25 protein-coding genes are annotated in these 22,295 nt (G+C 28.5%); 5 read left to right on the top strand and 20 right to left on the bottom strand.

What is annotated here, in order from left to right:
• Positions 1-116: 116 nt before the first annotated feature.
• Positions 117-317, bottom strand: a complete 201-nt coding sequence (locus LJD32_RS04725; RefSeq protein WP_227392174.1) for an IS3 family transposase — start codon at positions 315-317, stop codon at positions 117-119.
• On the opposite strand from LJD32_RS04725, the gene LJD32_RS15610 reads away from it, so the two are divergent.
• Both LJD32_RS15610 and LJD32_RS04735 read left to right on the top strand, forming a co-directional pair.
• Positions 306-545: a DUF6431 domain-containing protein gene (locus tag LJD32_RS15610; RefSeq protein ID WP_227392175.1), complete on the top strand. Its 240-nt coding sequence runs from the start codon at positions 306-308 to the stop codon at positions 543-545. The genes LJD32_RS04725 and LJD32_RS15610 overlap by 12 nt on opposite strands.
• 259 nt (positions 546-804) lie before the next feature.
• Complete coding sequence (locus LJD32_RS04735) at positions 805-999, top strand: hypothetical protein (RefSeq protein ID WP_175300895.1); 195 nt, start codon at positions 805-807, stop codon at positions 997-999.
• A 213-nt stretch (positions 1,000-1,212) separates the two neighbouring features.
• On the opposite strand, the gene purF is transcribed toward LJD32_RS04735, so the two are convergent.
• The 5 genes from purF to LJD32_RS04760 all read right to left on the bottom strand — a co-directional run bounded on the left by purF (position 1,213) and on the right by LJD32_RS04760 (position 5,158).
• A complete protein-coding gene (gene purF / locus LJD32_RS04740) occupies positions 1,213-2,628 on the bottom strand; it encodes an amidophosphoribosyltransferase (RefSeq protein ID WP_032090053.1) in 1,416 nt (471 codons plus the stop codon).
• 84 nt (positions 2,629-2,712) lie between these two features.
• A complete protein-coding gene (locus tag LJD32_RS04745) occupies positions 2,713-4,077 on the bottom strand; it encodes a PFL family protein (protein ID WP_175300893.1) in 1,365 nt (454 codons plus the stop codon).
• A gap of 11 nt (positions 4,078-4,088) precedes the next feature.
• Entirely contained in the window at positions 4,089-4,361 is a 273-nt protein-coding gene (locus LJD32_RS04750) for an ACT domain-containing protein (RefSeq protein WP_022000844.1), read from the bottom strand.
• A gap of 98 nt (positions 4,362-4,459) precedes the next feature.
• Positions 4,460-4,774, bottom strand: a complete 315-nt coding sequence (locus tag LJD32_RS04755; RefSeq protein ID WP_022000845.1) for a PTS sugar transporter subunit IIB — start codon at positions 4,772-4,774, stop codon at positions 4,460-4,462.
• A gap of 66 nt (positions 4,775-4,840) precedes the next feature.
• The gene (locus tag LJD32_RS04760; protein ID WP_022000846.1) at positions 4,841-5,158 is read right to left on the bottom strand and encodes a PTS sugar transporter subunit IIB; all 318 of its coding nucleotides are present in this window, start codon (positions 5,156-5,158) and stop codon (positions 4,841-4,843) included.
• Between the two features lie 164 nt (positions 5,159-5,322).
• Here LJD32_RS04760 and LJD32_RS04765 point away from each other — a divergent pair, with 164 nt between their 5' ends.
• Positions 5,323-5,868 (top strand): metallophosphoesterase family protein, encoded by a 546-nt coding sequence (locus LJD32_RS04765; protein WP_227392176.1) that lies wholly within the window; start codon positions 5,323-5,325, stop codon positions 5,866-5,868.
• A 2-nt stretch (positions 5,869-5,870) separates the two neighbouring features.
• Here LJD32_RS04765 and LJD32_RS04770 read toward each other — a convergent pair whose 3' ends face one another.
• The 8 genes from LJD32_RS04770 to yqeH form a co-directional block, all read right to left on the bottom strand.
• Positions 5,871-6,206, bottom strand: coding sequence for a helix-turn-helix domain-containing protein (locus LJD32_RS04770; RefSeq protein WP_022001265.1), 336 nt, complete (start codon positions 6,204-6,206; stop codon positions 5,871-5,873).
• A gap of 104 nt (positions 6,207-6,310) precedes the next feature.
• Positions 6,311-8,614 (bottom strand): peptidase U32 family protein, encoded by a 2,304-nt coding sequence (locus LJD32_RS04775; RefSeq protein ID WP_227392177.1) that lies wholly within the window; start codon positions 8,612-8,614, stop codon positions 6,311-6,313.
• Positions 8,615-8,625: 11 nt separating this feature from the next.
• The gene (locus tag LJD32_RS04780) at positions 8,626-9,312 is read right to left on the bottom strand and encodes a 5'-methylthioadenosine/adenosylhomocysteine nucleosidase (RefSeq protein ID WP_227392178.1); all 687 of its coding nucleotides are present in this window, start codon (positions 9,310-9,312) and stop codon (positions 8,626-8,628) included.
• 4 nt (positions 9,313-9,316) lie between these two features.
• Entirely contained in the window at positions 9,317-10,030 is a 714-nt protein-coding gene (locus tag LJD32_RS04785) for a class I SAM-dependent DNA methyltransferase (protein WP_119363369.1), read from the bottom strand.
• On the bottom strand, positions 10,030-10,371 hold the full coding sequence (gene rsfS / locus LJD32_RS04790) for a ribosome silencing factor (protein WP_022001269.1): 342 nt from the start codon (positions 10,369-10,371) through the stop codon (positions 10,030-10,032). Before rsfS ends, LJD32_RS04785 begins: the two co-directional genes overlap by 1 nt.
• Positions 10,364-11,461, bottom strand: a complete 1,098-nt coding sequence (locus LJD32_RS04795; protein WP_117346907.1) for a nicotinate-nucleotide adenylyltransferase — start codon at positions 11,459-11,461, stop codon at positions 10,364-10,366. The genes rsfS and LJD32_RS04795 overlap by 8 nt, the downstream gene beginning before the upstream one ends.
• Positions 11,458-11,745: a ribosome assembly RNA-binding protein YhbY gene (gene yhbY, locus LJD32_RS04800; protein ID WP_022001271.1), complete on the bottom strand. Its 288-nt coding sequence runs from the start codon at positions 11,743-11,745 to the stop codon at positions 11,458-11,460. Before yhbY ends, LJD32_RS04795 begins: the two co-directional genes overlap by 4 nt.
• A 13-nt stretch (positions 11,746-11,758) precedes the next feature.
• A complete protein-coding gene (yqeH, locus tag LJD32_RS04805) occupies positions 11,759-12,853 on the bottom strand; it encodes a ribosome biogenesis GTPase YqeH (protein WP_032090046.1) in 1,095 nt (364 codons plus the stop codon).
• A 135-nt stretch (positions 12,854-12,988) separates the two neighbouring features.
• On the opposite strand from yqeH, the gene sigK reads away from it, so the two are divergent.
• Complete coding sequence (sigK, locus tag LJD32_RS04810; RefSeq protein WP_107029510.1) at positions 12,989-13,678, top strand: RNA polymerase sporulation sigma factor SigK; 690 nt, start codon at positions 12,989-12,991, stop codon at positions 13,676-13,678.
• Between the two features lie 15 nt (positions 13,679-13,693).
• Here the strand turns inward: sigK and parC are convergent, their stop codons facing one another.
• Positions 13,694-16,312: a DNA topoisomerase IV subunit A gene (parC, locus tag LJD32_RS04815; protein WP_175300890.1), complete on the bottom strand. Its 2,619-nt coding sequence runs from the start codon at positions 16,310-16,312 to the stop codon at positions 13,694-13,696.
• Positions 16,313-16,321: 9 nt separating this feature from the next.
• Positions 16,322-18,247, bottom strand: a complete 1,926-nt coding sequence (parE, locus tag LJD32_RS04820) for a DNA topoisomerase IV subunit B (protein WP_022001275.1) — start codon at positions 18,245-18,247, stop codon at positions 16,322-16,324.
• 110 nt (positions 18,248-18,357) lie between these two features.
• Between parE and plsY the strand changes: the two genes are divergently transcribed.
• Positions 18,358-18,957 (top strand): glycerol-3-phosphate 1-O-acyltransferase PlsY, encoded by a 600-nt coding sequence (gene plsY / locus LJD32_RS04825; RefSeq protein WP_147580268.1) that lies wholly within the window; start codon positions 18,358-18,360, stop codon positions 18,955-18,957.
• Positions 18,958-18,992: 35 nt separating this feature from the next.
• Here plsY and LJD32_RS04830 read toward each other — a convergent pair whose 3' ends face one another.
• The 4 genes from LJD32_RS04830 to tkt all read right to left on the bottom strand — a co-directional run bounded on the left by LJD32_RS04830 (position 18,993) and on the right by tkt (position 22,272).
• Positions 18,993-19,622 carry a histidine phosphatase family protein gene (locus LJD32_RS04830; protein ID WP_117792905.1) on the bottom strand — a complete coding sequence of 210 codons (630 nt, stop codon included), beginning with the start codon at positions 19,620-19,622 and terminating at the stop codon, positions 18,993-18,995.
• A gap of 24 nt (positions 19,623-19,646) precedes the next feature.
• The gene (locus tag LJD32_RS04835; RefSeq protein ID WP_022001278.1) at positions 19,647-19,847 is read right to left on the bottom strand and encodes a YneF family protein; all 201 of its coding nucleotides are present in this window, start codon (positions 19,845-19,847) and stop codon (positions 19,647-19,649) included.
• A 14-nt stretch (positions 19,848-19,861) separates the two neighbouring features.
• The gene (locus LJD32_RS04840; protein WP_022001279.1) at positions 19,862-20,224 is read right to left on the bottom strand and encodes a sporulation inhibitor of replication protein SirA; all 363 of its coding nucleotides are present in this window, start codon (positions 20,222-20,224) and stop codon (positions 19,862-19,864) included.
• Positions 20,225-20,292: 68 nt separating this feature from the next.
• A complete protein-coding gene (gene tkt / locus LJD32_RS04845) occupies positions 20,293-22,272 on the bottom strand; it encodes a transketolase (RefSeq protein WP_227392179.1) in 1,980 nt (659 codons plus the stop codon).
• Positions 22,273-22,295: the final 23 nt, after the last annotated feature.

A 22,295-nucleotide genomic window follows, 5' to 3' on the forward strand; every position in this document is an offset into this window, starting at 1 on the left:
TAAAATAAAAAGCAATATTAAAAATAAATAGAGTAACTAAAAAATCGTGGGGATTTCTCAAGCTATAAATAATCCAGGGGCATTATAGTGAACCGACTTTGTTGGACAAAAAATAATTAACTTAATGATAAGGCTTGATTCCTAATTTGTAAAGGAGTTAAGCCTTTTCCCTTTACTGTATTTCTAAAATTATTATGATAATGAATATAATCTATCATCGCTTGTTTTAAATTATCTAATGATTCAAATGTATTTTCAAATCCATAAAACATTTCATTTTTCATTTTCCTTGTCATTCCAACGGTTTGATCATTCATGCCTACTATGATCGCTATGTCGATATCTTTGATCGAAATCATACCATCAGAATATTACGCCTTAAATGCCCATCTTGTAATTCTACCCATGCTGTCCTGATTGAAGATACGATTCCTTATTCTATTGTTTCTTTTGATATCATCATTGATGTTTTAAAAAATAAAGATTTTTTATCGTCTTCTCATGTTTCCTTTATTATTGATTATATTTCTTTTTTTTGGAGGTAGACTCTCTATTGTTACTGTATCCAATGTTCTCAAGGATCTTAAATCTCCAAATGCAACCTTAGCTTTATCATTGTAGATGACAAATCAAAAAGAAGAATGAACACTACCATCGTTGAAAACAGAAATAAGACTATTAAACTTATCAAACATGCTTCGAATGGCTATCTGAACTGGGAAAGATTCCGTAATTGTATTCTCTGCACTTTAAATGATGATACGACATACTATTTTACATGTATAAGAAAGGACAAAAATTAAAATGAAAAAAGTATTTACACTTGTTATTGATGAAGATAATGAACCAATTATTGTCGAAGAAGATGTAATTTTAGAAGATATTCTTAATAGTCTGGCATCGATTTCTAACCGAATAGGTGATATACAGCTGGCTCTAATAAAAAATGATGATGTTGATACATCGTCAGATTTAGATATTTCCAAAATTGACTTCTAATGTATAAAAAAACGTGGGGCAAAATTTGCCCCACATCATTTGATAATTAAAATATGAGAAACCCCCTCGTTATTTTAAATTACCAATAAATATCGCTCTTGTAGGATATCTCTAATTTTAAGATGATCCTACTACCAACATCTAAAGAATACAGTAAAAATTGAAATATTTCAATAAATATGATCAATAATTGTTGAATAATATCAAAATAAATTATTTTTCAAATTTATTTGCTTTATCAAATGAATCATATAGATTAGTTACATAATTTCCATTAAAGCAAGACATACATAACCCACATGTATGTTCTTTTGAAAAATGAATAGATTTTTTTAATCCTTCTTCACTAATAAACGCAAGGCTATCAGCTTCAATATATTTACATAATTCTTCAACATTCATTTTATTAGAAATTAATTCTTCTATTGTAGATGTATCTACACCATAAAAACATGGAAATTTAATAGCTGGAGAAGCAATTCTAACATGTACTTCTGTTGCACCAGCATCTTTTAAATGTCTTACGATTCTTTTCGAAGTTGTTCCTCGTACAATTGAATCATCAATCATAACTACTTTTTTTCCACTGACAATTGCCGATACTGCAGACAGCTTCATTCGTACACCTTGTTCTCTCATTTCTTGAGTTGGTTGTATAAATGTTCTACCCACATATTTATTTTTTACCAATCCCATTTCATAAGGAATTCCTGATGCTTCTGAATATCCAATTGCTGCTGAAATCGATGAATCTGGAACACCAATAACAACATCTGCATCGATAGGATTTTCATAATATAATTGCTTACCAGCTAATTTTCTTGTTGTATGAACGTTTATACCATCTAAATTACTATCAGGTCTTGAAAAATAAATATACTCCATAGCACATATTTTATCTTGTAATGGATCTTTTGTATAAATCTTACTTAATAATTTTCCATCTTTTACCCTAACAATTTCACCTGGTTCAACATCTCTTACAAATTTTGCTCCAACGACATCTAATGCGCATGTTTCTGATGCAAACACATAAGCACCATTTGGTAAAATTCCAATTGATAAAGGTCGTAATCCATATTTGTCCCTTGCAGCATAAATTCTATTATCAACCATGATTAAAAATGCAAATGCACCATCTAATTTATCTAAAGAAGTACATATTCTATCAATCATATGTCCACTTTGTCTTTTAATAAGATGCCCTAATACTTCAGTATCAGAAGTTGAAGAGAAAATGCTTCCTTGTTCTTCTAATTCTTGTTTTAGAATATTTGCATTAACTAAGTTTCCATTGTGACATATACTCATAGATCCTTGCATAGTTCTAAATACAAATGGTTGAACATTAGCAATTCCACCTCCACCAGCAGTAGAATATCTAACATGTCCAATAGCTGAATTACCTTGTAACTCTTTTAATTTATCTTGGTTAAATACTTCTGTAACAAGTCCTTCGCCTTTATGAAAAATCATTTTACCATTGTTTTCACAACAGATACCAGCAGCTTCTTGACCTCTATGTTGTAAGCTATGTAATCCATAATAACATATTTGTGATGCATCTTGATGACCAATTATCCCAAAAACACCACATTCTTCGTGTAATTCTCTATCCATATAATCCATATAATACCCCCGTGACGTAAATATTGTATAATGCAAATTTATTATCGTCAATATTTTTTATATATTAAAAAATTAGAGTTTCCTCTAATTTTTAAAACTATGAATTGGTGCTGGTATTCTTCCACCACGATTTATAAATTCTGAACAATCAAATTCATTAACAGGCATAATAGGAGCATAACCTAATAATCCTCCAAATTCAACCGTTTCACCTACATCTTTTCCAGTTACTGGAATGATTCTTACAGCTGTTGTTTTTTGATTGATCATACCAATAGCCATTTCATCAGCAATAATACCAGAAATAGTAGCTGATGATGTTTTACCAGGAATAGCAATCATGTCTAATCCGACACTACATACACATGTCATTGCTTCTAATTTTTCAAGTGTTAATGCTCCATTTTCTACAGCATTAATCATTCCTTGATCTTCACTTACAGGAATAAATGCACCACTTAGTCCCCCAACATAAGATGATGCCATTACGCCTCCTTTTTTTACTTGATCATTAAGTATTGCTAATGCTGCAGTAGTTCCAGGTGCTCCTACACTCTTTAATCCCATACCTTCTAAGCAATCTGCAATACTATCACCAACAGCTGGTGTAGGTGCAAGAGATAAGTCAATAATTCCAAATGGGATATTTAACATTTTTGAAGCTTCTTGAGCAACAAGTTGACCCACACGAGTAATTTTAAAAGCAGTTTTTTTGATTGTTTCGCATAATTTACCAAAATCTTCACCTTTACATTTTTCTATTGCGTTTTTCACAACTCCTGGACCACTTACACCAACATTAATAATACAATCAGCTTCACTTACACCATGAAATGCTCCAGCCATAAATGGGTTATCATCAGGTGCATTACATAAAACAACAAGTTTAGCACATCCAATTGAGTCATTTTCTTTTGTTAAATCAGCAGTTTCTTTAATAATTTCACCCATTAATTTAACAGCATCCATATTAATTCCAGTTTTAGTAGAACCAACATTTACTGAACTACAAACATTGTTTGTTACTTTCATTGCTTCTGGAATAGATTCAATTAAAAGTCTTTCAGCAGGTGTCATTCCTTTAGAAACAATAGCGCTATATCCCCCAATAAAATTAACTTTAAGTTCGGCAGCACATCGATCTAAAGTCTTAGCAATTTTAACAAAATCCTTTGTTGATTTACATGCATTAGAACCTACAAAACCAATAGGTGTAACAGAAATACGTTTATTAACAATTGGAATACCATATTTCTTTTCAATTTCTTCACCCGTTTTAACTAAATCTTTTGCTACAGTTGTTATTTTGTTATATATATTTTTGCATAAAACATCAATATCATGATCCATACAATCTAATAAACTGATCCCTATAGTAATTGTACGTACATCTAAATTTTCTTGTTCAATCATTTTATTTGTTTCTGCAACTTCAAATAAATTAATCATTCTAATCTCCTTTAAATTCGATGCATTTTATTAAAAATATTTTCATGTTGTAACTTGATATTAACACCTATTTCATTTCCTAATTCATTAAGTTCATCACAAATAGCACCAAAATCTTTTGTTGCATTTTGTAATTCAATAATCATCATCATATTGAAATATCCTTGAATAATAGTTTGAGAAATATCTAAAATATTAAGTTTGTTATCAGCTAAATATGTACAAACTTTAGCAATAATTCCAACTTGATCTTTCCCAACAACAGTAATAATACCCTTTTCCATAATTATCCTCCTTATACTTTTGGAATATTATAGCATATGAAAAAAAATTAAAAAAGACTAAAATAAAAAACGACTGTTTAACAGTCGTCTCTAGTGAATTATTCACCCATCATAGCTTTAGCTTTTTTATAAACAGCTTCACCATTCATCATTCCATAATCTTTCATATCGATTACGTCACATGGTTTGCTTACACCAGCAGCTTCCATAGCTTTTTCAATAGTATTTTTTTGGAATCTAACTTGTGGGCCAAGTAAAATACAATCTACATCACCAACACGTTTTTCTCCTTCAGAAATTGGTAAGGCGAAGATTTCAACTTCATCACCCATTGCTGCAGCAGCTTTTTCCATTTTAGTTACTAATAAACTAGTAGACATACCAGCAGCACAAACTAACATAATTTTTTTCATAATAATAAATACCTTCCTTAACTAATTTTTTAAAGGGTTAACCCCAATTTTTACTATTTTATGTGATTAATCACCAATTAATTTTTTAGCCATTTCAAAAACAGCTTTACCATTCATTGTTCCATAATCTCTCATATCAATTACTTCAACAGGAATTGGTCCTTTTTTACGTCCAGCAGCTAATTTTTCAATAGCAGATTTTTGGAATCTAACTTGTGGGCCAAGTAAGATAACATCAACGTCTTCTAAAACTCTTGGTGCATCAGAAAATGGTAATGCGAAAATTTTTGCATCATATCCAGCATCTTTAGCAGCACCTTCCATTTTAGTTACTAATAAACTAGTAGACATACCAGCTGAACAAACTAATAAAATTTGTTTCATTTTTAACACTCCTTCTCATTTATAACCTATATATATTTTATCAATTATCCCTTTAAATGTAAACCCTTTCCGCTCTTTTTTTCCATTTCAGAAAATAGATTTGAAATAGATTTTTTATTAAAATTAGACTATAATAATTTATATTGATATAATGGAGGTTTTTTATGAAGATACTTTTGGTAAGCGATAGCCATGGCTATGATGATGAATTAAAAAAAGTTTTAGAAAATGTAAAATGCGATCTAAAAATACATTGTGGAGATAGTTGTTTTGATAGAAATTCTCCATTTATAAAAGAATTTGCTGCTATTGTAGATGGAAATCATGATCAAGGTTTTTTTCCTTTAACTGCAACATTACCAACAGCATTAGGCAATATATTAATTACACATGGCCATAAATTTAATGTTTATGCAGGGTATGATTATTTAGTTGAGTACATGAACAAAGCGGATATTCATATTTGTTTTCATGGACATACACATGTCCCACATTATGAAATATATAAGAATAAAATATTTATTAATCCTGGTAGTATTATGTTTAATAGAGGGCAATCTCAATGTGGAAGCTATGCTATTGTATCTGTTGATGATAAACTTCATGTTGATTTTTTTGACTCAAGAACACAAAAAAAAATACCCCAATCTTTAATTGATAAAGATCAAGATATTTTGAATGAATTTAAACGTTTTGCTTGTCAAAAATAATATTATTTCAAATGACGTTCTTCATTTCTTTTTCTTTTATATTCAATAATAAACATGATTTCTTTTAAATCATCATCAGGAAGTTCAGTAAGTAAACGAGCGATATTGGCAATATTATAATAGTCATATTTTTTCCCGCTCATAATTTCTTCTACACTTCTACCATATAAATTTGAAAACACTTTTAACTCGCTAACAGTAATGTCTCTTTTACCATTTTCTATATCGGAAATTGCAGAATGAGGAACATTTAAATGCGCAGCAACATCTTTTTGTGTTAAATGTTTAAAATTACGATATGAACGTAATCTTTTTGCTAATTCAGTATCAATCGCCATACAATAATCCTCCCATATAAAAATTTTAGCATTTTCATTAAAGACATTCAATTATATTTTTTTTAATTATTATTTTTAAAAAAAACATTTAATAAAAATTATTTTTATTTTGTAAAATATCCTTGAAAAATATCATAATTATTCTTATTTTTAGATAATAAATGTTTTGTAATATTAAGATAATCATTAACAATTATTTGAATTTCTTGAGATGTTTCATCTAAAAAATTCAATAAAATATAATCCACATTTAGATCATTGATTTTATCAAAGTAAAAACGATGCGTATGTAAAACATAATTGTTACAGTATTGATCTGTTACTATTTTAAAATTCATTTCTTTTCTATCTTTTAAACAATATTGATGTTGTTTACACAAATGACAGCCTTTTTGTTTTCTAGAAAAATAATGATTTGAAATAATACAATGTTTTAAATTCATATTAATAATTTGTGAGTAAGCTGTAAAATAAATGTCCTGATTTGTTTTAAAAGATTGTATATCATTTTTCGATGCTTCATAAGAAACAACAAATGGTAAATCGAATTCTTGAATTGCTTTATTATTTGTAATATTCATATGATATCCTAAGACTATATTTTTATCATTAACAAGATTCAATGCACCAAAATCATTCACTTGAATTGATTGACACTTTTGATAATAAACACTATTTAAAAATTCAATAAAATCTTGTTCATCATATAAAAATGGCACATAAGGTATATATTTATCGCATTGCGCTTGATATTGGTAAAAAGGGACAAATACTTGCTCAACACCATGCAAATCAAGCTGTTCAAGTTGAGAAATATCAGATACTTGAATTGCTATTTTCTTATGATCTTCTCTTTTTTTAGAAAGGCAATTAAATTGTTCTAAATCATTCATCTTTCTAAAAGACATATCTAACATTTCTTTTTCAAGTTCATCAATAGCCACTCTTCTTAAATTATTTAATTCTTTAATGGAAACAATTCCATCATTTGGAAAACGTATTGAACATTTTTCTAAATAAAAAATTGTATTTCCTAATTTAGATAATTGTTCTTTTATTCTTTCATTTGTTAAAGGTACGTTTTGTGCTTTTTCAATGTATTGATCGCTTTTAACACTAATTTTTTTATTTTTATAAATCACTGTTAATTGTAATGGTAAACCAATTAACCCAAAAACTTTCATTTGAATTGGTAATTTAATATGTTCATTTTTTATATATTTACTATTTTCTTCAACAATTTTTGCATCAACAACCTTATAAATATCTTGAAAATCCAATAACTGGTCCATTTCAATAGAAACAAGATCACCTTGATATGCAGTATTAACTAATCGATTATTTTTATATAATTTAGTAATTGTACGTGTAAAATCATTTTTAGGAAAATAAATACGATCATTTTGATAAAGGGTATCTGATAACTTAATATCCAGCATTTTTCTTTTTTTAGAATAATTAATCATTTTACCAATTTTGATGCCTTGGTTTCCAGGTATATCTTGTGCTAGATTAAGATAATCTTGAAATAGAAATCCCTGTGTAAATCCCCTATTAAATACTTTTTTCATCTGTAAAATATCAGGCGTGTAATTTTTTTGATCAAAATAATAATCTATAGCTTGACGATATGCTTTTACGACTTCACCAACATATTCAGGTCTTTTCATACGTCCTTCTATTTTAAATGATTTAATACCCGCATCAATAAGTTTAGGTACTTTTTCAATTGTACATAGATCCATTGGTGATAATAAGTATTTTTGTTTTTTGATTATTTTATTATCTTCTAATAAAGAATACGGCAATCTACACGGTTGACCACATTCGCCTTTATTCCCACTTCTTTTAGCAATCATTGATGACATTAAACATTGACCAGAATATGACATGCATAATGCACCATGAACAAACACTTCAATATCAATTGAACAATTATGACATATTTCTTCAATTTCACGAATGTTCATTTCTCTTGCAAGTACAACACGATCTACATTTTGTTTAGCAAAATATTTGACTCCTTCAATATTTCTAACACTTGCTTGTGTTGACATATGTATCTCTATATCAGGAAAATGATTTTTAATAAGAGAAAAAAGCCCCATATCTTGAATAATAAGAGCATCTACACCAATATGGTAAAGATATTTTAAATAATCAAAAATTTCATCGATTTCTGCATTATTATAAAGAGTATTTACAGTAACATATAATTTAACATTTCTTAAATGACAATAATCTACAGCCTCTTTTAATGCAGCATAATCAAAATTATGAGCAAACGCTCGTGCCCCAAATTTTTGGCCACCTAAATAAATAGCATTAGCGCCATTTTGAACAGCAGCGACTAATGCTTCAAAGCTCCCTGCAGGAGCTAATAATTCTATATCTTCTCTTTTTTTCATAAAAAACCTCCTTAGGCTTTTACTAATTCAACACATAATTTAGCCGAATTTTCACTAGCAATTTTTAAATATTCATCAAATTGCATAGAAGATTCACCATGACCATAAACATCCGATAAAGATCTTGTTATAATAAAAGGAACTCCAAATTTATAACAAGTATGTCCTATTGCAGAAGCTTCCATTTCTGAACATAATGCATTTGGAAAATTTTTTTTTATTTTAGAAACTTGTCCTTCTTGAGCAATAAATTGATCTCCAGAAACAATTAATCCAACATTTTCATGAATATTCATTTTATGAAGAATATCTTTTGCTTTATTAACCAAATTTTCATCTGCAGGAATGAATACAGGAAGTTCTGGTAATTCACCCATAGGACGCCCAAAAGCTGTTAAATCAACATCATGATATGCTACATGACTAGAAATTACAACATCACCAACATTTTGATAATCCTTTAAACCACCAGCAGAACCAATATTAATAACATATTCAATGTCATAATTTGTAAGTAATAATGTTACACAAATAGCAGAATTTACTTTTCCTATTCCACCTTGTAAGATAACGACTTGTTTATTATCTATTTTTCCTTCGTAAAAAACACAATCTAAAATTTTATTTTCATGAATATCTTCTGTTTTATCTAACAAAGCCTTTACTTCTTCTTCCATTGCTCCAATAATACCTATCATAAAATCACCCCTTTTGACATACAAATATAACTCTTTCACATTCAGTATCATATTTAGAAAAATCACTATATAACTTAATGTTTTTAAAACCAATTTTTTCTAATAATTCAATATAGGTTTCAACATCATACGTTTTTTGATAATGTTCTTCATAAACTCGATCATTTTCTACTTTATCAATAATTTCTACACTATGTTTTACATATCCTTTACTGATACGATCAACATGCCAATGAAAATAAAAATCATCTTCATCATTTTCTTCATCATAATCTTTTAAAATTGTTTCCATTTTATACATAGAATCAATATCAAAAATAAATGATCCACCTTTTTTTAAAGCATTATACGTATTTTCAAATACTTGTTTTACATTTTTTAAATCAATAACATAATTTAAAGAATCACATAAACAAAGAATAAGATCTAATTGACTATCAACTGCAAAATCACACATATCAATACGTGATAACATCACATCCACTTTAAAATCAATACATTTGTATTTAGCAACCTCTAACATATCTTTTGAAATATCTGTAGCACAAACTTGTTTTCCTAAATGAGCCAAACGTATTGCAATTTCTCCTGTACCACATCCAAGCTCTAATACAGTTTGATAATCTTTTACATGCTCATTAATAAATTGAATATAATCATTATAAAAATTTTGATCCATTAAACTATCATAATAATAGGCAAATGCTTCGTACGACATTATAAAATATCCTCTACTTGGACAAATGGCTTATCAGACCATAGTTTTTCAATTCCATAATTTTTTCTTTCTTCTGGATCAAATAAATGAACAACAATATCACCGTAATCCATTAAAATCCATTTACAATTTTTTCTACCTTCAATATTTTTTACATAGTATCTTTCTTTATCACAAGCATCTTCAATATGATCTTTTAATGCAAGAAGTAATCTTTCGTTACTTGCACTTGCAATTACAAAATAATCACAAATAGGACTGTCAATTGACATATCAATAACAACAATATCCTCTGCTAATTTTTCATCTAATACTTTTACAATTGTTTTTAATTTATCCATTTAAATCTCCTTTACAATATACTTGATAAACATCAAAAAAACATTCATCAATAGGTCTATTTTTCTTCTTCGAAAATTTATAAAAATTCTTTAGTTCTCCTTTAAAACCTTCTATGATATCTTCCTTACATAATGCAATTTGTTTTGAAGAATCATACCCTCTTAAAGGATCAAGTTTATCTGCACAATATACGCACATATCTAACAAGGACATGTTTGTTGAAGCTGTTGTGTGATGACGAATTGCTTGTAATATTTCAGCATCTTCAATCATAAAATCTTTTTGTGCTAAATATGTTGATAACCATTGATGATAAATTGCTCTTGGTTTATCAACATATTTACTAAAATACTTTTCCATCAAATCATCTTCTTGTTTTTTATCCATTTCTTTGGCAATATCATGCAACATTCCTGCAATATATGCTTTTTTACCATCAATTCCATTTGCAACAGCAAATTCTCTAGCAAGTTTTGCAACAGAACATGTATGCTTAAATCTTTTTTCGCTCATATATCCTGAAACAAAATTTTCTAAATATAAGCCATTTTGAAATGCATATGTATAAACATTTCGATCAACGATTTCTTTATTTCCCGCTTTAAATTGAGTGCTTGATTCAGCCGTTGAATCAGCTTGAATAAATTCAAAATGATAATCATTTAAAACATCATTTTTTTGATATCCTTTTCGATTAAAAGCTACTAATTGAACAAGTTCACTAATTTCTTTAGCAGATTTCCATTTATCAAATTGGCTTGCCTGATCCATTCCCATCATAAAATAGAGCTGATCATTTTTATATATTTTTTTTAATTCTTTAATTGTATCTATCGTATAATTTTTTTCATTATCTTGTCGATCAATTTCTAATGTACAAACTTCACATTTTGAATTATCTTTAAGAGCAATTTGAATCATTTCTATACGTTGTTGATTATTTGCAACACTGTCTTCTTTCCAAGGATTGTGTTTGGTAGGTACAATTAACATCTTATCAAGTTGAAGAGATATAATTGCTTCATTAATGATTCTTGTATGACCTAAATGAATAGGATCAAAAGAGCCTCCAAAAATTCCTATTTTCATGGTAAACGATAAATTTCCTTTTCGCTTTCACGGTATAAAATGATTGTACGCCCTAATATTTGAACAACTTCAGCATCAGTTTTTAAAGATAATTCTTGTGCGATTTCATTTTTATCTTGTTGACAACTTTCTAAAATTTTTACTTTAATAAGTTCTCTTGATTCTAAAGCTTCATCAATTCCAATAATTTGATTTTCATGTAAACCATCTTTTCCAATTTGAAAAATAGCGTTTAAATGATGCGCTTCATGTCTTAAAAATCTTTTTTGTTTTCCAGTTAACATAATATATCCTCCTTTAAATTAACGCTTCTCTTATAAAGACTCCAACTTGTTCGGGAGCTTTCACTTCTATTAATGCATTTGGACAATGAATTGTCACAAATCCTAATCCTGAAATAACAACATCGACTTTATTTTCAGGTAATCTAAATTGATATGTTTTAAATGATTGAATATCTTTTAATTCTTCAACTTCAGGTTTTAATGTTTTATGTCGATTATAAAGAGCATCCGCATTTTCTAATTTTGTACGGTGAATTTGCAATCTTCTATGAAAATAACATGTCATTGATGTTTTTGAACCATTTAAAAAATCTAAACGTGCTAATCCACCAAAATATAAAGTTTGTTTACAATTCAACTGATAATTAACAGGTCGTAATTCACTTTGTGGTAAAATATCTTTTAATGTATTTTCATCAATAAGATGTGCTATTTGATGTCTATTGACAATACCTGGACTATCATAAATGGACGAATTTTCATCTAATGGAATTTCAATAAGATCCAATGTTGTACCAGGAAACTCACTAGTTGTAATTAAATTATCTTGAACATCACTATAGGCTTTCAATAAAGAATTGATTAAAGATGATTTACCAACATTAGTAACTCCTACAACATAAACATCTCTACCTTTTCTATATTGATCAATCATTTGCATTAATTCATCTAAATGATAATTCTTTTTTCCACTTGTAAGTAACACATCTAACGGTTTAATTCCCTCTAATTTAAGTTGCCTTCTCAACCAATGAATAATTTTCGTATCTTTGATTGAACGAGGTAAAATATCCCTCTTATTACCAACAACAATGACATCATTATAATTAATATGACGAACCAATCCTTGAATTAAACTTCCATTGAAATCAAATAAATCAACAAGATAAACAACTAAACAATCCTTTTCTCCAATTTTATTCAAAATTTCAAGAAAATCATCATCTGATAAATTTGTTGCTTGTAATTGATGATAGTTTTTTAAACGAAAACATCTTTTACATAATACTTGACTTCGATCTAGTGCATTTTTAGGAACAAAACCAATCTTTTTTTCATCTTCACTTTGAATAATAGCTCCACAGCCGTAACATCTTAACTCTTCCATAAATTACCTCTCTTTATCACATAACAATTGTACTCTATTATACTTGATTTTTAAAGAAATGTTAAGCAAAAGAAATATTAATTTTATTTATCATTTTTTGTCAAAAATAGCATTAATTATAATGAGGTGATCAACATATTTTCTTTATTACTTTCATTATTGAATAATGCTTACTTTATATCTTATATCAAGTCTAAAACTTTTGATTTACCACTCACTTTCAAAGAAGAACAATTTTACTTACAAAAAAAATGTAATGGCGATAAAGCCGCCAGAGATCTACTTATTGAAAAGAATCTTAGGCTTGTTGCCCATATTGCCAAAAAATATAATAACAATAGAGATTTGCAAGAAGATCTCATTTCAATTGGCACTATTGGACTTATTAAAGCCATCGATAGTTACAGTATTGATAAAAAAACAAAATTAGCAACTTATGCTTCAAAATGTATAGAAAATGAAATTCTAATGCATTTAAGATCAGCAAAAAAAATAAATCAAGAAGTTTCTTTAAATGAAGTAATTGGAGTTGATAAAGATGGCAGTGAAGTTGTTTTAGAAGATTTAATTGATAATAAGGAAAAACCTATTTTAGATCAAATATATGATGCTGATAATCTTCAAAAGCTTATTCAATGTTTTGATGTATTAACTTCAAAAGAAAAAGATATTTTAATAAAACGCTATGGGCTAAATTCATCTAAAAAAATGACCCAAAAAGAAATTGCTAAAGAGTATCACATTTCACGTTCTTATATTTCTCGAATAGAAAAAAGAGCATTAATTAAATTATTAAAATGTTATTTACAAGAAAAAGAAGGATAATCAATCATCCTTCTTTTAAAATTCATCATCATTTAAAATATCTTCTAACGTAATCTTTTCATATTTAATTGTATTTTTCTTTTTTGAATTAGATGTTTCTTTTTTAATAGGAACTTCTTGAATATCAAAATCATCTAATAAAGTTTTTTCTTTACTTTCTTTTAATTCAATAACACCACTTTGTAAATTTTGATTTTCTTGTTTTACATTGTAATCATTTGTTGTGATTACTCGATTTATTTGACTCCATAAAATAGTTTCGTCTTTTTCTAACTTAATAAATGATGAAAATCTTGATTCTAATGAAGCGTTATTGAAATCTGTTGGCTTAAATGTATACTCTTTAGATTTTGAAGTATAGACAGAAGCACTTTCTTTAGATGAAAGTACAAATGCATTCTTTACATAAATAGTTTTCGTTTTTAAATTTTTATACAATGTTGTTCCTTTAGTTGTACGTTTACATGCTGGTATATCATTCAATTTTAAACGTTTCATTTGACCGTCTTCACTAAGAATCAATACTGAATAATTTTCTAAAGGATCAAACACATCAACCGCTGCTATTGAATCATTTTTTAAATTAAGAGCTTTTATACCTGCAGCTTTTAAACCAACAATCGATACTTCTTGTTCACTATATAATCCACCATAGCCAGCTTTAGAAACAATAAATATTCCTTGTTGGTTATCAGTAAGTAAAGCACAAATCATAGTATCTTGTTCTTTTACTTTCATGCATGTGATTGCTTTTGAATATCTAGAAACTTCAAAATCTTTTAAAAGCGTCCTTTTGATTTGACCATTTTTTGTTGCCATTAAAACATAAAGAGGTAAATTAAAATCTTGAACAAGAATTGAAGAAATAATTTTTTCATCTGCACCTACTTTTACAAGATAACTTACATGTTTACCTAAATCTTTCCATTTAAATTCTTCTATTTTATGAACTGGTACAAATAAATAATTTCCTTTATTAGTAAATAATAATACATGATTTAAAGTATTTGCATGATGTAAAGAAATAAGAATATCATCTTCTTTTTTACCAAATGGAATATTCGTACTTGCTTTCATTGATCTTTGTGAAATACGTTTAATATAACCATCTCTAGTAACAGATACATAGATATCTTCAGAAATAATCATAGCTTTTTCATCAATTTTAATTTCACTAACTTCTTCTTTAATTTGTGTTAAACGAGGCATAGGATATTTTTGTTTGATTTCTTTAAGACGTTTAATGATGACTTGTCGTAAAACATCATCACTTTCTAATATTTCATTCAATCTTTGAACACGTTTTTCAAGTTCTGCTTTTTCTTCTTGTAAAGAAACAATATCAGTATTAGTCAATCGATAAAGTTGTAGCATCACAATTGCTTCTGCTTGCTTTTCAGAAAATGCATATTGTTTTATTAAATTGTTTTTTGCATCGCTTTTATCTTTTGACGCACGAATTGTTTTAACAACATCATCTAAAATAGAAATTGCTTTAATTAACCCATCAACAATATGCAAACGTTCATTTGCTTTATTTAAATCATATAAACTTGCTCGTGTTACAACATCAATTTGGTGATCAATATAACCATCTAGAATTTCTTCAATTCCCATTAAAACCGGTCTTTTATCCTTAATGGCTACCATATTATAGTTATAGTTTTTTTGTAAATCGGTATTTTTATAAAAATAATTGAGAGTATTTTGAACATTTACAGTCTTTTTCAAATCAATAACAATTCTCAAACCTTCTCTGTCTGATTCATCTCTTACTTCTAAAATACCATCAATATTCTTATTAAAACGAATCTCATCAATTTTTCTTACTAATTCAGCTTTATTGACTTCATAAGGAATTTCAGTAACCACAATTTGATTCATGTTTTTTTCTTCAATAATTTCAGTTTTTGCTCGAACAATAACTTTTCCTTTTCCTTTTTCAAAGGCCTTTTTAATACCATCTAATCCTTCAACAATAGCGCCTGTAGGAAAATCAGGCCCTTTGATAAATTCCATTAATTTATCTAAATGACAATGAGGATATTTAATTCGATGAATTGTTGCATCAATAACTTCTTGTAAATTATGTGGTGGAATATCTGTTGCATATCCAGCTGATATTCCAGTAGATCCATTGACTAAAAGATTAGGATATGCAGCTGGTAAAACCGTTGGTTCATACTCTGTATCATCAAAGTTTAAAGACATTAATACAGTATCTTTATCTAAATCTCTTAATAATTCACTTGCAATTGGTGAAAGTCTAGCCTCTGTATAACGCATAGCTGCAGCAGGATCATTATCAATTGATCCATTATTTCCTTGCATATCAATTAATGGTGCTCTGATTTTCCATTCTTGCGAAAGACGAACCATTGCATCATAAACTGACGTATCACCATGAGGATGATAATTACCAATAACATTCCCTACCGTTTTTGCCGACTTACGATAAGGTTTATTAGCCGTATTTCCTTCTTTATTCATTGAATAAAGAATTCTACGTTGAACAGGTTTTAATCCATCACGTACATCAGGAAGTGCACGTTCTTGAATAATATATTTTGAATATTTTCCAAAGCGATCACCCATGATTGCTTCTAAATTCATTACAATTTTTTTATCAGACATAAAAACCTCCTAAATTTGATAATTATCTTCTAATGTAAATTGTACATTTTGTTCAATCCATTCACGTCTTGGCTCAACTTTATCACCCATTAAAACAGTCACATTACGTTCAACCACAGCAGCATCATCAATTGAAACTTGAATCAAGGTTCTTGTTTCGGGATCCATGGTCGTTTCCCATAATTGAGAAGCATTCATTTCCCCTAGACCTTTATAACGTTGAACATTGTATCCTCTGCCAATTTTCTTTTTAGCATCTTCAAGTTCATAATCTTCCCAACAATAAATAACCTCTTCTTTTTTTCCACTTTTTTTAGATACTTTATAAAGAGGTGGAAGAGCAATATAAACTTTCCCTGCTGTAATCAAATCTTTCATATAGCGATAGAAGAAAGTTAATAATAATATTTGGATATGAGCCCCATCCGTATCTGCATCCGTCATAATAATAACTTTATCATAATGACTATCTTCAACTTTAAAATCTGCACCAAATCCAGCACCAATAGTATTGATTAATGTCGCAAGTTCTTCATTTTTCAAAATATCTTGTAAGGATACTTTTTCACTATTTAAAACTTTTCCTCTTAAAGGTAAAATTGCTTGATATTTTCTATCTCGTCCTTGTTTAGCACTACCTCCGGCAGAATCCCCTTCGACTAAATAAAGTTCATTTTTCTTTTTGTTTTTAGTTTGAGCAGGAGCTAATTTCCCACTTAATATTCTTTCTTGTCTTGCACCTTTTCCTTTTCTTGCTGCTTCTCTTGCTTTTCTTGCTGCATCCCTTACTTGAGCAGCTTTAATCATTTTTTTAACAAGATTATCTGCAATTTCTTTATTTTCTTCTAAGAAATAAGATAATTTTTCATATACGATACTATCTACAATATTTCTAGCTTCTGGTGTTCCTAATTTTGATTTTGTTTGCCCTTCAAATTGTAAATAATGTTCAGGAACTTTAATGGAAATAATCGCTGAAAGCCCTTCTCGTACATCATTTCCTTCTAAATTTTTATCTTTTTCTTTTAATAGACCATATTTTCTCGCATAATCATTGAATGTTTTTGTAAGTCCAGATTTAAAACCTGTTTCATGTGTTCCACCATCACCCGTTCTTACAAGGTTAACAAATGATAATGTCGTTTCTTGATATCCAGAAGTAAATTGTAAAGCAATATCTACTTCCATCCCATTTTGTTCACCTTCAATAGAAATTGTTGGATGAAGTACATCTTTATTAGTATTTAAATAATCAATAAATGCTTCTAATCCATTTTCAAAATGGAATTCATCCATTTTTCCAGTTCTTTCATCTTTTAAAACAATTTTGATGCCTTTTAATAAAAAAGCACTTTCCATTAGTCTTTCACTAATTGTTTTATAATTAAATTCTATTGTTGAAAAAATTTGATCATTTGGTAAAAAATGAATCAATGTTCCCGTTTCTTTTGTTTTTCCAATAACTGTTAATTTTCCTATTGTTTCTCCGCCATCTTCAAAACGTTGCTTAAAAATCTTTCCATCTCTACAAACAGTCACTTCTAACCAATGAGAAAGTGCATTAACAACAGAAGCACCTACTCCATGAAGTCCTCCCGAAGTCTTATAACCACCATCTTCAGAGAATTTACCCCCTGCATGAAGAATTGTCAAAATAACTTCTGTTGTTGGCCTTCCTGAAGCATGCATGCCTGTTGGCATTCCACGTCCATGATCTTGTACCATAATACTATTATCTTTACAAATAGTGACTTCTATTAAATTACCATATCCAGAAAGAGCTTCATCTATTGCATTATCAACAATTTCCCAAACTAAATGATGTAATCCTCTACTATCTGTAGATCCAATATACATACCAGGTCTTTTTCTAACTGCTTCTAATCCTTCTAGAATCTGTATATTTGACTCATCATATGTATTCTTTTTTGCCATATAATCACTCCTTTTGTTATACTTGAACTATTATATCAATACTCTTGTTTTTTTTCAAAGTTTAATTGCATTTTTATAGGATAACTGTATAATTTAGCTTGGTGATAAAAATGTATGAAATATTATTGATTCTATTAGGTTATTTATACGGTTCTATCCCCTTTGCCCTAGTTATTGGAAAAGTATTTTATAATACGGATGTTAGAGAAAGTGGCTCGGGCAATTTAGGAGGAACAAATGCTGGCAGAGTCTTAGGAAAAAAAGCAGGTATTTCTGTAATTGTACTAGATGCTCTTAAAGCAGTTATTATATTTTATTTAAGTAGTTATTTATCTTTAAAATTCAATTTAAATCCTGATATTAAATATATCGCTGGATTAGCATGTATTTTTGGACATTGTTATCCTATCTTTGCTGAATTTCGAGGAGGGAAAGCTGTTTCAACAAGTCTAGGTTATTTTTTATGTATTGAACCATTATATGCAGTTGTTGCTATTGTTGTATTTTTACTTGTTTTAAAAATTTCAAAATATGTATCTTTATCTTCAATTTCTACTGCTTTGATTGTTTTATGTATTACACCGTTTCTAGCGGTGTCCATAACAGCAAAATTATGCATGCTTATAGCTGTTATCTTATTAGTTTATAGACATAAAGATAATATCAAACGTATTAAAAATCATACTGAATCAAAAATTCAATGGATGTAAAAAAGATTAGTTTATGATCGTTAAACTAATCTTTTTTATTTATAACTAATTTTTTCTTTTAAAGGTGTTAAAAAACAATCTTTCCCAATAAAATCTATTTTATGTTTTTTTCCATCAAATTCAAACAACGAAAGCGAACATCCTCTTACAATTTCTTGATTAACTTCATTTAATCGTTCAACAGGTAAATCTAAAAAAATTCCATGTAATATTGTAAATAACATACCATGAATTGTTATAAAAATTGTTTGTTGAGGATCTTCGTTATATTTTTCTAAAATAAAATCATTCAAACGAAAAACAACTTCTTCATATGTTTCTCCATTTGGCAAAGAAAATGACAATTGCGGTTGATGCCACAAACAAAAATAATCATGTTTCTTTTTTAAATCTTGAATATATTCTCCTTCATAATCACCGAAGTTCATTTCCTTTAAACGACTATCTTCAATAATATTTTCATTTTTAAAAATAAGTCTAGCTGTAGATTTTGCTCTTAATAAAGGCGAAGAATATACTTGATCAATATGTATTGTTTTCATATATTCACCTAATTTTAAAGCATCTTCTTTCCCTTGCTTAGTAAGCGGTGAGTCTTTCCATCCTTGTAGTCTTTTTTCTTCGTTCCATGCAGTTAAGGAATGTCTAGTAATATATATTTTCATATAAACAAAAATAAGGGTATCCCCTTATTTATATTGTGATTTAACTGAAGCCATGATTCTTTTAATTTGAGCCTCACTTGGTTTTCTTCCCATTTCCATATACATAGCACGAATCATTTTTTCATTGATAGGTGGATTTTTTTGTAATTGTTTTTTAAAGAAATAACGAGACGCAAAGAACCCAGCAATTAATCCAACGATTAATCCAAGAATTGCATATAACATTGATAATACCTCCCTTACAAATTCTCATCTATTATAACATAACTTTTTAAATTATGATAGAGAATATCAAAGAATATGTTTGTTTTATCTTTCGATTCAATAATAATTTTATAATTTTCAACATATAAACGACTTATTTCATGTGTAAGTTCATTTTCAAATATATGCATTTTCCCAACTCGATGATATTCTTTTCTATTGTGCAATTCTTTATAAATAAGTTCATTCATATAATCAACACTGTTATAGACGCAATTTATAAATTTATTCATAAAATCATTATCTAATGTAAGATTATCAAAATATTGTTTTAAATTTGGATACTTTTCAAATAATTGTTTTATACCTTCTTCGTATTCATATATAACATATTTCATCTCAATCACCTATTACTAAGGTATCATAACAATCAAGGGAAGAATGTAAAAAAAAGGGAGTACTCCCTTTATTTTAATAATTTTTCAATATTTTCTACAACTCCATCAACAGTAAATCCATAAGATTGGATAACATCTTGTGCTGGAGCACTTTTACCAAATTCATCAATAGACATTGTTATACCATCTAAACCAACATATTTATGCCATCCAAATGAACTAGCCATTTCTACTGATAAACGTTTACGCATTGCATTTGGTAAAACAGCTTCTTTGTATTGTTCATCTTGTTGATCAAAGAATTCTTGACATGGCATAGATACAACACGTACATCAATACCTTTTTCAAGAAGTACTTTTTTAGCTTTCATAGCTAAATTAACTTCTGATCCAGATGCAATAATGATAGCATCTAAATGATTTTCTTCTTTACCAATAACATAAGCACCCTTGCTTACACCTTCAACAGAACTATTTTCCATTGTTTCTACATTTTGTCTTGTAAGAATAAGTGCTGTAGGATTTTCAGTTGATTCAATCGCTAATTTCCATGCTGCTGCCATTTCTACGGCATCTCCTGGACGAATAACATGCATATTTGGAATTGATCTTAACATAGCAAACTGTTCAATTGGTTGATGAGTTGGCCCATCTTCACCAACTGCAATAGAATCATGAGATAATGGTAAAATAATTGGTAATTTCATTAAACAAGCCATTCTTACTGCTGCTTTGAAATAATCAGAGAATACTAAGAAACCACCAGCTGAAACTTTTACACCTTTATGCAATGTCATACCATTCATAATAGCAACCATTGCAAACTCACGAATTCCAAATACTAAATTACGTCCATTATAATTTTCAACACTAAAGTCATCTTCATCTTTAATTTTTGTTTTTGTTGAACTAGCTAAGTCTGCAGTTCCCGATAAGAAAGTTGGATTTTGTTTAGCAACTTCTTGAATAACTTCTAATGAAGTATTTCTTGTAGCGTCATTATGTCCTACAGGATAATTCTTTAAAAGTTCATCAATGTTTAAAGAATATTTACCAGCAATAGCATCTTCTAATTGTTTTGCTTCTGTTGGATATTGTTCTTTATACTCATTGAATAATTTATTCCATTTATTAAATTTAGATTTTCCTCTTTTAATTGTTTTCTTTTTAAAATCTTCATATACTTCTTCAGGTACATAGAATTCATCATGATCAAAACCATAAGATAATTTAGCGTTTTTACCATCTTCTTTACCTAATGGTGCACCATGAACTTTATTTGTTCCTTGATTTGCTGAACCAAATCCAATAACTGTATTTACAATAATTAAAGTTGGCTTGAATTGTTCTTTTTTACCTTTTTTAATAGCTTTATGAATTTCATTAATGTCATTTCCATCTTTAACTTCTAAAACTTGCCAATTACAAGCTTCATAACGTTTTTTTACATTTTCACTAAATGACATTGATAAAGGTCCATCCAAAGTAACCTTATTTGCATCATATAAAACAATTAATTTACCTAATGATAAATGACCTGCAAGAGATGCTGCTTCATAAGTAACTCCTTCTTGCATATCGCCATCACCACATAAAACATATGTATAATGATCAATAATATCAAAGTTTTCTTTGTTATATTGACTTGCTAAAAATTTTTCAGCCATTGCCATTCCAGCTGCCATTGGAATACCTTGTCCTAATGGTCCACTTGAAGCATCAACACCATGTGTCATTTCAATTTCTGGATGCCCAGGTGTACGAGAATTCAATTGTCTAAAATTCTTTAGATCATCGATTGTAACATCAAACCCTGTCAAATGTAACATGCTATATAAAAGTGCAGAAGCATGTCCACTTGCTAAAACGAAACGATCTCTATTAATCCATTCAGCTTCTTTGTTATAAATGTTTAGTTCTTTATTAAACAATGTATATAAAGCAGGTGCTGATCCAAGAACCATTCCTGGATGTCCAGAATTTGCTTTATTGATTGTATCGATTCCTAAACTTCTAATTGTTGCGATTGATAAATTTGAAATATCCATTTACATTTTCTCCCATTTTTAAA

The organism is Faecalibacillus sp. TM498 (assembly GCF_020589955.1).
In the GTDB taxonomy this organism is placed as follows: domain Bacteria; phylum Bacillota_I; class Bacilli_A; order Erysipelotrichales; family Coprobacillaceae; genus Faecalibacillus; species Faecalibacillus intestinalis.